The sequence below is a fragment of the Bacteroidota bacterium genome, from assembly GCA_016722565.1.
Classification (GTDB): domain Bacteria; phylum Bacteroidota; class Bacteroidia; order 2-12-FULL-35-15; family 2-12-FULL-35-15; genus 2-12-FULL-35-15.
Genome location: JADKIU010000001.1, coordinates 1,099,995 through 1,115,978, shown reverse-complemented (window position 1 = coordinate 1,115,978; position 15,984 = coordinate 1,099,995). Strand labels below are relative to the sequence as shown.

The following is a 15,984-nucleotide window of genomic DNA, read 5'->3' as shown; positions in this document are numbered from 1 at the left end:
AAATGAAATACGCAGTATTCACAAATTCATTAAAAAGAAAATCAATAATGAGTAAAAAATATTTTTTAATCCTTATCGCATCTGCTTCTCTCTTCTCGGCTTGTACCGAAGAGATTGATGTTAAATTGCCCAACTCCGATAAAAAAATTGTGATTGAAGGGTCGATTGAAACCGGAAAATTTGCCGAAGTCATCATCACCCGCACCATTCCACTTTTTTCGTCTGTAACAGGAACCTCACCAACCGACTTTTTTGTTTTGGATGCAACGGTTTATGTTTCCAACGGAATTATTACCGATACACTGGGAATCACCATTGACAGTGCTACTTCACTCGGACTTGTTTACAAAGGCAGTTCTATTGTTGGCGTACCGGGACAAAACTATTCATTGAAAGTAGTTGCTGCTGACGGAACCGTATATACCTCTACAACAAGTATCCCGTATCCTGTAGCTTTGGATTCTGTTTGGTGGAAAGCGGACCCTCCGCTAGATTCATTAGGATTTGCGAATGCTCGCTTAACGGATCCTGCAGGCTTAGGACAAAATTACAGATGGTATTCAAAACGACCGACCAAAGACAGACGTTTTCTGTTCCAATTCGGCTCCACCTTCGATGATAAATTGATTGATGGTAAGAGTTTTGAATTTGCATATGCCAAGGCATACGACCCAACCGATACAGAAAATTCGTTGCAAAACGATCCAGAATCAGAACAGTATTATTATAGAAAATCGGATACCATTTATATCAAATTCGTAACAATGGACAGAGCCAGCAAGGATTTTTTCACAACGTTTGAATCTGCTCTTTCCAGCAATGGAAATCCATTTGCCTCCCCAACTACTATTTTAGGGAATATCGACAATGGCGCGCTTGGAATCTGGTCAGGGATGGCTACAACGTTTGATACAATTATGCCAACACCATAAGGATATCAATTGCTAATTTTAGTATAAGTTTAGTGCTTTTGTGAATAAAAAGTAAACAATAGCATCTTTACAAATGTTATTTTCGTGGAAGAAATTATTTGAAGAAATTAAAATTATGAGCGAACAAATTGAACATGTAAAATGCCTGATTATAGGTAGTGGTCCTGCAGGATATACCGCAGCCATTTATGCAGCACGCGCAGCTTTAAAACCTGTGATGTATCAAGGATTACAACCCGGTGGACAATTAACCATCACTACCGAAGTAGAAAACTATCCCGGATATCCGAAAGGAACACAAGGCCCTGAAATGATGGAAGATTTTAAAGCACAAGCCGAACGTTTTGGAACCGATATTCGTTGGGGATTGGCTACTTCTGTTGATTTCACCGGTCCGATTCACAAAGTAGTGATCGATGAAAAAACAACAATAACTGCAGATACGATTATTATTGCAACTGGAGCTTCCGCAAAGTGGTTAGGTTTACCATCTGAAGAACGATTAAATGGCTTCGGAGTTTCTGCCTGTGCTGTTTGTGATGGATTCTTTTTTAAAGGTCAAGATGTTGCCATTGTTGGCGCTGGAGATACAGCTGCTGAAGAAGCAACGTACCTTGCTAAACTTTGTAATAAAGTATACATGATTGTTCGTAAAGGCGAAATGCGTGCATCTAAAGCGATGCAAACGCGTGTTTTAAATACACCAAACATTGAGGTAATTTTTAATTCTTCAACAAAAGAGATATTAGGAGAGAAATCGGTTGATGGTGCTTTAATTGTCAACGACAAAGGGGAAGAAAGAAAATTAGCCGTAACAGGATTCTTTGTAGCTATTGGACATCAACCAAATACCGCTATTTTTAAAGATTATTTAAAATTAGACGAAACCGGATATATCCAAACCATTCCGGGTTCCAGCAAAACAAACGTACCGGGTGTTTTTGCAACTGGTGACGCACAAGATCACATTTACCGTCAGGCAGTTACAGCAGCTGGCAGCGGTTGTATGGGCGCTTTGGATGCGGAAAGATACCTTGCCGAAAAAGGAATTCATTAGTCCATATTCACCTTTTTTAAAAATCTCCGTTCAAAATACCATGAACGGAGATTTTTTTTTATATTCACGGAATAAACGCCCATTATTAGATTACGATTAATGAAAAAACTACTGCTGCTTTTCCTTCTTACGTTTGCCTTAAAACTCTCTTTTGCTCAGTTTTTTGGACAAATTCCTGTGCCGGTAAAATACAATGAGAAAAAAGTAGTAGATGAAGTATATGGGATTACCATGTATGAAAAATTGAACTTTTATACCGGTGGCGACTCTGTACGCAACGATAAAAAAGGATATGCTTGTCAAGGTTGGATGGAAGATATTTATGAAACAGGGCAAACCTTGCACAAAGGGTTTTATGAAGATGGACATTTAAAAATTTACAAAAATTTTTATTCAAACGGCAATGTTGAACGCTCCTTTAAACTGGTAGACTTTAAACGTTGCAATCTCCAATTGTTTTATCCAGATGGAAAACTAAAATCTGACATCACTTATTATGAAGGAAATCCGCAAGTGTGGACCGATTATTACCCGAACGGACAAATAGAATATACCGAAGAAAACTCCAAGAGTATGGAATATTTGATTTTCCGTAAATCATTTGCGGAGGACGGAAAACCACAGGAACTGTTTGAGATGACAGACCCGAAGAAAAAGATTTATTCCAAAAAAGAATACTATGAAAATGGAAATATCAAAGCCGAAGGCACTATGAAGTATAGCCAATCAGCGATTGATTACCAAAAAGACGGTGCCTGGAAAGAATATGATGAGAGTGGAAAAGTGACCCAACAAAAATGGGTGAATGGCGAAGAAGTGAAATAGTATAAATTTGTCAAGATTGCTTCGTTCGTCGCAATGACGCTCAGTTATAGTGTATTATCCAATCCTATCAGGAGCAATAACAACCAAGACAATCAAATCTGCTAAATTTATTATTCCCTTTAAAATCAGTGAATCTGTGGCAATCATTCAAAAATTGAGCACAAAAAAAAGCTCCAAGTTACCTCAGAGCTTCTTTTCAAAAAATGATTTTTACAATTATGCTTTTTTCACATTTACTGCATTTAAACCTTTTTTACCTTCTGCTTCTTCAAAAGTTACTTTATCACCATCACGGATTTGGTCAACCAACCCTGTAACGTGAACAAATAATTCTTGGTTTGTTCCATCAACTGTGATAAAACCAAATCCTTTAGAAACATTGAAAAATTTTACTGTACCTGTTTTCATTCAATTTAATAATTAATAATTAATACTCTAACAAATATACGACACTTACTTAGTAAATCAAATTTTTATTACTAATATTGATTTTAATAGACTGATATATGAAAAGCAATACCAGAAGCAATATTATACCGATTTTATTACTATTGATAGGGCTTTCCTCCTGCAGCACCTCCTCCTTTTTTTATGTCCCGTACAAAGAATTCAAGTACTATCCCGATACAACCAAGTACTTTTTAGAAGAAGTAAACTTTAAATCAGCGAACGGAAACAACTTAAATGGCTGGTTTTTTAAACCAAAGAATAAACCGGTCATCGGAACTGTTTTGCATTTCCATGGCAATGCTGCCAACATTTCCTATCAATACCAATTCTCCGATTCGTTAATTCAAGCAGGTTTTCAAGTATTGACATTCGATTACCAAGGCTTTGGAAAATCGGAAGGAAAAGAATCACAAGAGCATGTATTGGAAGATGGGATTTCGGCATTGTATTATATAAAAGCACACGAAGATGTAAAAAACACAAAATTGATTTTATTCGGGCAATCCTTGGGCGGACATTTATCTTGTGTAGTAGCAGCGCGTGAGCAGAAATTGATTGATGCCTTAATTGTAGAAGGTGCATTTACCGGCCATGAGCGCATGGCAATTTATGTGGGAAGAAAAAGCGGAGCACCCAAGTGGTTAACAAAAATGTTGGTCCCAACAAAATACGATGCGATAGAAGAAATCGACAAAGTGACCATCCCCAAACTCATCATCCACAGTACCGAGGATAAAACCTGTCCGTTTTACATGGGGAAAGAACTATTTGACAAAGCCATTGCTCCAAAAGAATTCTGGGAAATAAAAGGAGCTCATATTAATGCCAGCGGAATGTACAGAGGAGAGTTTGTAAAGAGGTTTGTGGAGATACTGAAATAAAAAACGCTCCGTATTTCTACTAAGCGTTCAATATATTAATCAATATTTTTAGCACTTAAATTACTTTATAATCGCAAATTTATTGATTTCAATCTTTTTACCATCCACAATAACATCATACAAATAGATTCCTGCCTCCAGCAATTGTGCATCGACAGTTAGCTGTTTTGTACCATTAGCTAAAGTATAGGTGCGAATAAACTTTCCGGTAATGTCGTATATTGTTAGTTTTCCATTTTCCGTATCAAGCAAATTGCATTCAAGTGTCATAACACCATTATTTGGATTAGGATATAGTTTTATGTTGTATGTGTCCTGTTCATTTTCTTGAACACTAACCGGTGGTGGAGTTGTTCCTACATAAACATCATCGATGTAGTAATATGTTGCCGAATAAAAACCCGAAGCACTGCCTAAATACTGTGATACTGTATTTATATCATTTCTAAAATTCCCAATAGACAAAAACTTTTCTCCTCCAAGTGCAACAAAGGAACCAGAAACAGCCACCCAATTAACTTTATCATTTAACGAAACCCCTGTTGTATTTTCAACTTGTGGAACACCCGTTATCCAAGAAAAAGAAGGGGGTGGAAAAGGGTTGAACAATGTATCAGTAAACATAGCACCCATGTTCTCAACGGCATATTGATAATCATCTGCCAAGCTTATATAATATCTAACATAGTAAGTTTGCCCTCCAATTAATTGTGACAACAATTCAATTTCGATGTATTCTCTATTAAACATTCCTGAATTGTACGCAAGCAAACCAACATAAGCATTTCCCGAATGAGCAAATTGATATCCTCCGATAAAATTTGATGGTATGCCATAAAAATTTGATGATGTATCGCAACTATTAAAATAATCGGCAGAATTAAATTCACGCCATGTAGAATCTAATATTTGATAAAAACCTAAAAATGACGTATCAGGGCATTCTTTATAGGTTTCAAAATCAGGATTAGGCACGAGATTTTGACTTCCTAATTCTTCTGAAAAATAGAAACATAAAATAAATAATATAATTTTATTTGTTTTCATTTTAAAAGTAACGCCTTTACACAAAGTTAGTGTAAAGGCGTATCAATTAAAAGTTTATTAGCTATTATTTCATAATCGTCATTTTATTGGTTCTACTCTTCTTACCATTCACAATAACATCATACAAATAGATTCCTGCCTCCAGCAATTGTACATCTATTGTTACTTTTTTTGTTCCAGTAGCTAAACTATACGTGCGTATCAACTTTCCGGTAATATCGTATATTGTTAATTTTCCATTTTCCGTATCAAGTAAATTGCATTCAAGTGTCATGACACCATTATTCGGATTTGGATATAACTTTATGTTGTGTGTGTCCTGTTCATTTTCTTGAACACTTACCGGTGGTGGCGTTGTTCCTACGTAAACATCTTCGATGTAATAATAGGCACCTAGCGTATTTATCGTAGTTCCACCAAAATATTGTTTTACTGTACTTGCATCATCTCTAAAATTTCCGATTGTAATATATTGTTCACCTCCATTAGCCACAAAAGCACCATTCACTGCGACCCAATTATTTTTATCATTTAACATATTTCCTGCTGCGTTTTCTATTTGAGGAATTCCAGTTACCCATGTAAATGTTGGAGCTGGAAAGGGATCAAAAAGTGTATCTGTAAATAAAGCTCCTAAATTCTCAATAGCATATTGCATTGTGTCAGCTAAACTAACATAAAACTGAACGTAATATGTTTGAGAAGTAATAAGTGGACTAGTTAATTGAACTTCAATATACTCTCTTGAGAATACCGTTTGATAATATGCATACAGACCAATATACCCTCTAGCTGAATGAGCCTCTTGATAACCAATTATATTTTGAGGAACTCCCCAATAATTTGAAGTGTCACAGACATTATAATAATCCGCTGAATAATACTCAAACCAAGGTGGAACATCAATTATAATACCTGTAATAGTAGGGGGGGCACAAATAAGCGTATCCGTTTTTTCAAATTGAGGCACAGGTACAAGGTTTTGCGCATAATTTTTAGTTACAAAAATTACTAAAAAGAAAAACAATATTTTCAGTTTGAAAATCATTTAAAATAAACGCCTTTACACAAAGTTAGTGTAAAGGCGTGAAATTAAAAAGTATTATTCCTATTTAATAATTGTCAGTTTCTCGGTCTTGATTCTTCTGCCATTGACAACAATATCATATAAATAAACTCCGGATTCTAGCATGTGTCCATTTATAAGCTGTGTTTTAGTTTCAGTAGTCAGTTTATAACTCTGAACCAACTTTCCTGTAATATCGTAGATATTCAATAGTCCACTTTCGCTTTCAATTAGATTACATTCCAGCAGCATATTACCATTATTCGGATTTGGAAACAATCGAATATTGTGAGAATCTTCTTCCGCAACAACCATTTGACGCGCCACTGGAATACTAATATCACAGTCATTTTCAAATTCAATGATTTGATTTTGAATTTGCATTATCAAATTACGACTTTGAATCACGGCATCCCCTCCTTCGGAAGAGCATTGAGCAGCGATTGCATTTAAACTTTCACAATCTGCTTCAGAGTATACTGCACCGGAATCGACATGTGCTAAATAAATCGCATTAAATGCTTGCTGATTTTGTTCAATAATATTAGCAGGTATAACACTATTGTTATATGCAGTAGCTTGCACATAATCAAAATTCTGCAAAGCTGCATTATGGCTATTAAATAAACCAAACGCTTGTGTTTGGTTAGATGAATAAAAGACATTTAATAAACTATCTTCCAACAAACCAGCATGCTCATTTAATTCGTTGTATATAAATTGTTGCAACATCCATTCAGATGGAACAAACGTGCTGCTTACCGTACTTAACAATTGTTTCAACTCTTCTGCATAAGCAACTTCATCAGAACTCATAGATTTTAATCCTCCATTCTTTTCCACAATCATTCCAGGTGGCACATAAACAGAAGGGCAGGCAATTGCTGAGCCAGTAGCCACGTTTAATCCTGTTGGTGTCGCAGTATGATACTCTTGAGCTGCTCCAGAATTTGTCATATTTGTAGCAAGAGGAGGAAGATATGTTGCTGTATTAATGCAGTAAAGTTTAGAATTAATATTTGCAGATGTTGTGAAATATGTATAAGTTCTTCCATTAGGGAAAGTATATGCATTATTCCAACTATTGCTACTTGCAAAAGTACTTGTTCCTTGTTGCCCAATAATACCAGAAGTTCGCAACATTAAACCAGTACGTGCGTTGTCCATATTGTTTCCTAAAATCCCATTCGTTGTCCCACTATAGCTACTATTCGTTGTACTCAAGCACCCACCTTCAAACACCATACATTGTCCAAGAAAATTCAGAGTATTACAAAACACTTTATTATTGGTACTAGCCTTCACATAAATACCTCGTAAATCCCAATTATCTCCACTGCCATAAGGGCTGCGCAAACTGGAAATCGTATTATTTTTCACCTCCGTTTTATCACAACCATCCAACCAAATACCTGCCACAGCTCCGTTAGAAGCATATCTCAATACAATTTGAGGGTTATTGTATATCACCATGTTGTTTTTAAAATGAGTTACTTTAATTCCATTTTTAACATCGTAAATTGAATTGTTTCGTATGTAAAAAGGATGTACTGTTGTTATGGTATTCCCAATGATATCGCTGACCAAAATAGCTTGTGTGCAATATCCGCTTGAATTCGCATTGATGTTATTTGCATTGATGTCCATTGGAGGATTCAATAAACCTCCGGAAGCTGTATTTCTATTTATCCAAATTCCATTTATCCAATTGGTAAGTGTATTGCTATTCAATTCAATAGTTTCTGTAATGTTTCTTAAGTTCACTCCAATATTTGCTATCGTATTGCCAGAGACACTAGTTGGTGTGCTCGAACAAGTGAAAAAATTATCATTTATTCGGGTAATTCTATAATTATTGATTTCAATTCCTCTAAAACAGTTGGAGAAATAATTTTCGGCATTGGGAACTGCAACATCACCAACCCACATATAATTACTTATTCCAACACTTTGAACCGGAGCATAAATTCCAATTCCATAGGGAGGAGGACTAGGAATAGCAAAGGGTTGCATCCCTGCCATGTTTTGAAATCTGTTATTTCGAATTTCGATGTACGTTCCCTGAACATGGATTCCGTAATCCAAATTATCAAAAATATTTACATCAGTTGCTCCACCGGCAGCGTTACCAATTTTAACAGGCGAAACTCCATTCGAAAGATCAATTAGTTGAACCCCTTTACTTGATCTTATTCCGGCACGTGTTACTGTAGTTGGATATGTGGCCACACCTGCTTTAATTGTATTAAAATAGGTAATAAACGAGCCTGTTGGGGCAGGTAATGTGCGACAAGTAAACACCGTATTTTTAATTGTGTTTGCGCTCATATTTCCTGTATTCGCTTGAAGAATTATATTATCAGTATTTTTATTGAAAATACTTTGGCTAATTTGATAGTTAGGAATTCCTGTTCCAAAACCTCCTGCTGTAACGGCAGCAATCGCATCCTCAATTAAACTTCCATTTTTAACCACCAAATTACCACCTTTAAACAAATAGACTCCTCCCCACATTGTACCGCAAGGGTTACAACCATGAAGCCATGCTCCGTCAATTTCAAGAGTTCCACCAGGCATAACTGCTATTGTTTTATTCGCAAAAAAACTAACATCATCATTTTGAATGATTAAGGTTGCACCAGAATTAATTGTTAAATTCCCACCTACCATAACCGGAGAACCAGCACCAATAAAATGAGGAGAACCCGCGGCTAAATATGTAGTCGTAGGGATTAACGTAACGCCAGCACAAGCAGAAGAAGGATTGGTAACGGTGATTTGATCTGTATCTGAACAACCACCATAAGTTACTGTAATCTCAAAAACGTATGTTCCTGCAACAGTACAACTAATTTCTGAAAAGGGGTTTGTTGGTGAAACAATCACTGCATTTGCAGCCGTAAAAGCACCAACTGGAGCCCAGCTATAAGTTGCGCCAGAAATTGGTCCGCAAGTTGAATAAGGTAACCCAATAATATTAGTAGTCGCGCAATTATAATTTAAATCAGCGCCTGCATCCGCTAACGGACGCAATGCAATATCATCAATATAAAAATAGGACATGGAATGAAAACCTAAAACTCCAAAAGGAGTATAAAATGATGGATCAGAAGGTGTAACAGGAATAGAACCAGATGCGCTTTTAATAGAGATAACATCAATATCACTCCGAGGTGTTGATACGCAACCCGAATATTTATTCCAGCTAGTATTGGTTGTAACGTATGTTCCTGTTGTAAAAAATGGTCCACCTGGATAATACAATGGAGGAATAGGGATTGTACCCAAAAAAAATTGAGAAGTAGCAGGATATACTCCTAATAATTCTGTAGTATTCGATTTATCTGCCAAGCTGGAGTAAAATTCCATGTAATACACTTTATTTGCAATTAAAGGAGCGGGTAAATATTTCTCCAACTTTTCATTATTTTCCCATGTCGCAATATCATATGGCGGTGGTGGGGTATCGTCTTGTGGATCGTAAGTTGTAACCCAAGCATGCTGTATTCCCGCATAATTGTGCCCACTATTGTGCGCTGGCTGCCCCGGACCTGCTGGATCATTAAAAATATTCCAGGGCACGCCAACATCTCCAGTGGTGGGATAGGTATAATCATCACAATCTGAAAAGGCCGAAGGAGTTCTAGTATAAGGAACAACAGGCAACCAATAATAGCTATCCCAATCACAAGCTGCATGAATTTGATTAGTTTGATCAGGACAATACAATATACCACCTGTCCCAACCATCACTTCCAATTCTTCAAAACTTGGATTAATTACCATATTGCAAGGATCAACGGGACCAAGACAATTATCTAAATGTCGTAAACTTCCACTTTTTAAAATTTCGTTTTGAGAATACATCTTTGTACCAGCAATATAACCTCTCAATTTCGTTGTTGAGTCATTGTTGATTGTAATGTTCCCCTGACTCAATAATGCCATAGAACCATGAGTAAAAGGATATAGTGTTATCGTACCACCAGACATTACAATTCCATAAATTGAATTATAACTATTAATCGTTAGTGTTCCCGTGATGTTCCAAAATATTTTAGATGGCATCAAATTTTGATAACCATAATAAATTGCACTATCTATTAATAAATTACCTGTAATGTTAAATATATAAATAGCATTGGTATCTCCTGCTAAAGTGATTGCACCATTTAATGTTGCATTTCCTGAAACGTTATACACACCTGGTGTTAGACTCTGTCCAGCTAAAGTTCCACTAATTGCAGTTCCGGTTTGTCCAGTACAAAAACTTTTCGCTGTAGCTAAATTGCTTAATGCTGTACTTACGGTTCCTCCTCCTGTATAAATTGTTGTTGCCTTAACATACGGACTAACAGCAGTTGATGCACCTGCATTTCCAGCAACAACTGTTGTGTCTGCAGAAAAAATGGTACCTCCTGATAACAAACCAAACGTTTTAGCACTTGCTAAGTTTGGAGCTGTTTGTGCCATGCTTATTGCACTTACAAATAAGAAGACAACGATGGATAAAAAGATTTTTTTCATTTTAAAAAATTTTAAGGTGGTGAATGCACTAAAGTTAAAAGATGGTCAATAATCAATTCTTACAACATTACACCTAAAATAGTTTTGATACAATAGAATTTTGTTAATCCAACTAATAGGAATCCTCTTGAAAAAATTAAATTAATTTTTTCAAAGGTCTCGACAAATGTTGATAAATTAAGGGACAAAGAGAGGTGTCATCCAACATCCTCAAAGAGGTTATATACATTGAATATTTATTAAAAAAATGACCTTTTTTTGCATCCGAATGAATCACCTTTTAAACAAGTCGTAAACCAATATATGTGTATAAGTAATAAAAAAGCCTCTCCAATTTCTTGGAGAGGCTTTACAATTTTTTCCAAAGTTTGGATTATTCATAAAGCTCTGAAAAAAAAAACGCCTCTTATTTCTAAGAGGCGTTTTACTCACATTCACAAACCAACCTAAACTTCTCGATACAATTTTGCTACGCAAAATTACTCGAAGTGACATCCTTACAATTTTGCTATGCAAAATCACTCAAAGTGACGTACTTAGTTACCTAGTTACTTAATCACCTAGTCACTTTTTACTTTTTCTCGTCTTTTACTTCTTCAAAATCTACATCCGTCACTTCACCGTCACCTTTTGCTTCCGGGTTTGCATTTGCTTGTCCGTTTGCATCAGCACCTTGTTGTGCGTTGTACATATCTTGCGAAGCTGCTTGCCATCCTGCATTTAATTTTTCCAAAGAAGAATCAATTGCTGCGATGTCGCGTGAACCGTGTGCTGTTTTTAATTCAGCCAAAGCACTTTCAATAACTGATTTCTTTTCTGCCGGAATTTTATCTCCATATTCTTTCAATTGTTTTTCTGTTTGGAAAATCATTGAATCAGCAGCGTTTACTTTTTCAGTTTCTTCTTTTGCTTTTTTATCTGCTTCAGCATTTGCATCCGCATCTGCTTTCATCTTTTTGATTTCTTCATCACTCAATCCGGATTTTGCTTCGATACGGATGTTATGTGATTTACCGGTTGCTTTATCTTTTGCAGATACTTGTAAAATACCGTTTGCATCAATATCAAAAGTAACTTCTACTTGCGGGACTCCACGTGGTGCTGGAGGAATTCCATCTAAGTTAAATTCTCCTAACTTACGGTTATCTCTTGCCATGGCGCGTTCACCTTGGTATACCACAATCTGCACAGAAGGCTGATTATCGCTTGCTGTAGAGAAGGTTTCTGATTTTTTTGTCGGGATGGTTGTATTCGATTCAATCAACTTAGTGAACACACCGCCCATTGTTTCGATACCCAACGAAAGCGGCGTTACGTCCAACAACAAAACATCTTTTACTTCTCCGGTTAATACACCACCTTGAATTGCAGCACCAATTGCAACAACCTCATCAGGGTTTATACCTTTTGAAGGCGCTTTACCAAAGAATTTTTGAACTGCATCTACAATTGCTGGGATACGTGTTGAACCACCTACTAAGATAATTTCATCAATATCACCAACACTTAATCCTGCATTTTTTAATGCTGATTTACAAGGTTCGATGGTACGTTTAATCAAATCGTCAACCAATTGCTCAAATTTTGCTTTTGTTAAGGTACGTACCAAATGTTTTGGAATACCATCTACCGGCATAATGTAAGGCAAGTTGATTTCTGTTGAAGCAGAACTTGACAATTCAATTTTTGCTTTTTCGGCAGCTTCTTTCAAACGTTGTAAAGCCATTGGATCTTTTGTTAAATCCAATCCACCATTTTCTGATTTAAATTCAGTTACTAACCAGTCGATGATCTTATGATCGAAATCGTCACCACCTAAGTGTGTATCACCATCGGTAGATTTTACTTCGAACACGCCATCACCTAATTCAAGAACAGAAACGTCATGTGTACCACCACCACAATCGAACACCACAATTTTCATTTCTTTTCCTCTTTTATCCATACCATACGCCAAAGCCGCAGCAGTTGGTTCGTTGATGATACGTTTTACTTTTAAGCCTGCAATTTCTCCGGCTTCTTTGGTTGCTTGACGTTGTGCATCGTTAAAGTATGCAGGAACAGTAATAACTGCTTCGCTCACTTCGTGACCAAGATAATCTTCAGCTGTTTTCTTCATTTTTTGAAGAATGATAGCCGAAATTTCCTGAGCAGTATATTTTCTGTCGTCAATTTCAACACGAGGAGTGTTGTTATCACCTTTTACTATTTTATAAGGAACACGGGTAATTTCTTTTGATACTTCATCAAAAGTATGTCCCATAAATCGCTTAATGGAATAGATTGTTTTTTTAGGATTTGTGATCGCTTGACGTTTTGCAGGATCACCTACTTTACGTTCACCATTTTCCACAAATGCCACGATTGAAGGAGTAGTACGTTTTCCTTCGCTATTTGGAATAACTACCGGTTCGTTACCTTCCATAACTGAAACACAAGAATTTGTTGTGCCTAAGTCGATACCAATTATTTTACTCATATTTATTTAGGTTTAGTTGTTACTTTTTTAGTTAATCACGTTTTTTCGAACGCGGTTAGGTGTTTTCAATCATTATGCCAATGGAAATAAGGGGAAATTATGACATAAAAAAAGCGTTCCGAGGAGTCGGAACGCTAAATATTATGACAAAGAGGCAGGTTAGAAACAAGGATGTAACCCTACACCGTTCACAAACTTCAGGTGCTTGGTATATTGTCCACAGGCCAAAGAATCAGTAGATGTTTTGTCCAATGGACGTGAATCCGCGGGGCGGTTTAAACGGGAAGAAAACAAGCCCAATCCATTGTTAATGTTGGTGTATTCCGGGCGTTCTTGAATAATGCCGGTTGATGGTTTATTCACATCCATAAAGATGTTTAATTCATTCGATCCCGCCACGAGTAATAGATCCACTTTCAATGCTTTACGTTGCTCTAGACCAGCAAAAACTGGTAAATTATTACCGATGTACTGGTAAAAATCCTTCCCTCTCATACGTTCCTCTACTAACTCTGCAGTATTAATGTCCGTCACCTTTCGGATTGGTAAGATGTATTGGATGGAATTGGTATCCAGAGCACCGGTCGACAATGAATCAACGTAATTTAATCGTAAAATCACTTGATACAAACGGGCATTTTTTGCAGCGTTGAAGACCACATTAAACGGGTAGTTCGGAACACTTCCAAATGCAACAAAACTAAACGAACTTCCTAAAGCAGGGTTCGTAAATCCGCTGATATCACTCACTAATGATGTTTTTGCTGTCACCACATTTCCAGTTTCGCTGTTGGTAATGGTTAATTCATACTCGCTATCCGCAAATAATGGATAAGCAACGGTGCTGAAGGAATAAATGGCATTTGCCTGGTCTGCAGAATAAAAAATACCAGCATCCTTTGGCATATTTGTAGGGTTCAAAGGAATAACCGGTCCAAAAGGAGACCCGTTTTTAATTCTTCGCAATTGAACATTTAGGGCATTGGCAAATTGAACAGAATCCTTTACCTGCGCATACATATAGGCATCTCCTTCCCCTAAAAAGGCTTTGTTAATCTTTACATATTGTATATCCTGTGCCTGATCCAACAAACCATACACAATCATGGTTTCTTTGTAATCCCCAATAACGTCTAAATCGGTGCTACAAGCAGAAAACAGCAATGTACTTGCTGTAATGACGCTAAGAAAAGCTTTATTCACTGTCTTCATTTTTAATATCTTGAAACACAAAAGTATCAATTTATTCGGTTTAAAACCAACAATTTTTCAGGCGGTAGGATTTGATAAATAAACGGCAGAAAATCATAAAAAAGGGAATCCCAAAAACAATTTGTAATTTTGTGGCAACAAGCCAACAATTCAACAAACAGCAAGATGCCAAAACAAAAGAAAGAAGTAAAAAAAGTAACCACCCATGTTTTATTAGAAATGAAAACAAGTGGTGAAAAAATTTCCATGTTAACTGCCTACGATTTTACCATGGCAAAAATTGTTGATGCTGCAGGGATTGATGTTATTTTGGTTGGCGACTCCGCATCCAATGTGATGGCAGGTCATGAAACAACCTTACCCATTACCTTGGATCAAATGATTTACCATGCTTCTTCGGTGGTTCGCGCTGTTGACAGAGCTTTAATTGTGGTGGATTTACCCTTTGGAACCTACCAAGGAAATTCAAAAGAAGCATTAAACAGTGCCATCCGAATCATGAAAGAAAGTGGCGCCCATGCAGTTAAACTGGAAGGAGGACTGGAAGTAACGGAATCGATACAACGTATTTTAACGGCCGGCATTCCAGTTATGGGACATTTAGGCTTAACGCCTCAAAGCATCTATAAATTTGGGACCTACAATGTACGCGCAAAAGAAGCTGCCGAAGCAAAGAAATTAGTAGAAGATGCCCTCGCACTTGAAAAGGCAGGTTGTTTTGCCTTGGTATTGGAAAAAATTCCGGCAGAATTAGCAGAGAAAGTAGCAAAAAAAATAACCATCCCCGTTATTGGAATTGGTGCCGGTGGTGGTGTTGACGGGCAAGTATTGGTATTCCATGATATGGTTGGCTTGAACAATGAATTTAATCCAAGATTTTTGAGGAGATATTTAAATCTGTATGATGATATCAAAGGAGCAGTTGGGAATTACATTAAGGATGTGAAATCGAAAGACTTTCCGAATAAGAATGAGCAATATTAATTGACGTCAACGAATTACGAAAAAAAATACTAATAATACGAAATACAAAAAATAGAAATACTAAAAGTCTGCTCCGTTAAATTTTAAAATTTAATTTATGACAATTAGTACTGTTAAAAGAACTGACTTAGTTTACCCAGAACTAAGTTTTATTATTGTGGGATGTGCTTATGAGGTATTCAACGAATTAGGGCCAGGGCATACGGAAAAAATTTATCAAAGAGCTTTAGCAACGGTTTTCCAAGAAAGGAAAATCTTTTATAAAGAACAGGAATATTATCCATTAAAATTTAAAGACAAAGTTATTGGTAGAGGTTTTTTAGATTTTGCTGTTGACAACAAAATTATTGTAGAATTAAAAAAGAACGAAACCTATACTAAAACCCATATTGACCAAGTAGTAAATTATTTAAAACTAAGCAATTACAAACTGGCAATACTAATCAACTTTACTTCACAAGGAGTAAAATTTAAAAGACTAGTAAATATTAACCAAGAAGATTAATAATACTTACAGAGCAAAA

The 15,984-nt window shown here is 36.4% G+C and carries 12 protein-coding genes; 6 read left to right on the top strand and 6 right to left on the bottom strand.

Annotated elements, in window-relative coordinates:
- Positions 1–2 precede the first annotated feature (2 nt).
- From IPP64_04590 to IPP64_04580, 3 genes are all read left to right on the top strand, one after another.
- Positions 3–932: a DUF4249 domain-containing protein gene (locus tag IPP64_04590; GenBank protein MBL0328694.1), complete on the top strand. Its 930-nt coding sequence runs from the start codon at positions 3–5 to the stop codon at positions 930–932.
- A gap of 115 nt (positions 933–1,047) precedes the next feature.
- A complete protein-coding gene (gene trxB / locus IPP64_04585; GenBank protein ID MBL0328693.1) occupies positions 1,048–1,989 on the top strand; it encodes a thioredoxin-disulfide reductase in 942 nt (313 codons plus the stop codon).
- A gap of 99 nt (positions 1,990–2,088) precedes the next feature.
- Positions 2,089–2,814 carry a hypothetical protein gene (locus tag IPP64_04580; protein MBL0328692.1) on the top strand — a complete coding sequence of 242 codons (726 nt, stop codon included), beginning with the start codon at positions 2,089–2,091 and terminating at the stop codon, positions 2,812–2,814.
- Between the two features lie 216 nt (positions 2,815–3,030).
- On the opposite strand, the gene IPP64_04575 is transcribed toward IPP64_04580, so the two are convergent.
- Positions 3,031–3,222, bottom strand: coding sequence for a cold shock domain-containing protein (locus IPP64_04575; GenBank protein MBL0328691.1), 192 nt, complete (start codon positions 3,220–3,222; stop codon positions 3,031–3,033).
- Between the two features lie 98 nt (positions 3,223–3,320).
- On the opposite strand from IPP64_04575, the gene IPP64_04570 reads away from it, so the two are divergent.
- A complete protein-coding gene (locus IPP64_04570; protein ID MBL0328690.1) occupies positions 3,321–4,145 on the top strand; it encodes an alpha/beta fold hydrolase in 825 nt (274 codons plus the stop codon).
- Between the two features lie 60 nt (positions 4,146–4,205).
- On the opposite strand, the gene IPP64_04565 is transcribed toward IPP64_04570, so the two are convergent.
- From IPP64_04565 to IPP64_04545, 5 genes are all read right to left on the bottom strand, one after another.
- Positions 4,206–5,192, bottom strand: coding sequence for a T9SS type A sorting domain-containing protein (locus IPP64_04565; GenBank protein MBL0328689.1), 987 nt, complete (start codon positions 5,190–5,192; stop codon positions 4,206–4,208).
- 64 nt (positions 5,193–5,256) lie between these two features.
- Complete coding sequence (locus IPP64_04560) at positions 5,257–6,240, bottom strand: T9SS type A sorting domain-containing protein (protein ID MBL0328688.1); 984 nt, start codon at positions 6,238–6,240, stop codon at positions 5,257–5,259.
- A gap of 60 nt (positions 6,241–6,300) precedes the next feature.
- Entirely contained in the window at positions 6,301–10,785 is a 4,485-nt protein-coding gene (locus IPP64_04555) for a DUF3494 domain-containing protein (GenBank protein ID MBL0328687.1), read from the bottom strand.
- Between the two features lie 571 nt (positions 10,786–11,356).
- Positions 11,357–13,264, bottom strand: coding sequence for a molecular chaperone DnaK (gene dnaK / locus IPP64_04550; GenBank protein ID MBL0328686.1), 1,908 nt, complete (start codon positions 13,262–13,264; stop codon positions 11,357–11,359).
- 159 nt (positions 13,265–13,423) lie between these two features.
- Positions 13,424–14,467, bottom strand: coding sequence for a DUF4249 family protein (locus IPP64_04545; GenBank protein ID MBL0328685.1), 1,044 nt, complete (start codon positions 14,465–14,467; stop codon positions 13,424–13,426).
- A 174-nt stretch (positions 14,468–14,641) separates the two neighbouring features.
- On the opposite strand from IPP64_04545, the gene panB reads away from it, so the two are divergent.
- Positions 14,642–15,460, top strand: a complete 819-nt coding sequence (gene panB, locus IPP64_04540; protein ID MBL0328684.1) for a 3-methyl-2-oxobutanoate hydroxymethyltransferase — start codon at positions 14,642–14,644, stop codon at positions 15,458–15,460.
- 97 nt (positions 15,461–15,557) lie between these two features.
- Complete coding sequence (locus IPP64_04535; GenBank protein ID MBL0328683.1) at positions 15,558–15,965, top strand: GxxExxY protein; 408 nt, start codon at positions 15,558–15,560, stop codon at positions 15,963–15,965.
- The last annotated feature ends 19 nt before the right edge of the window (positions 15,966–15,984 follow it).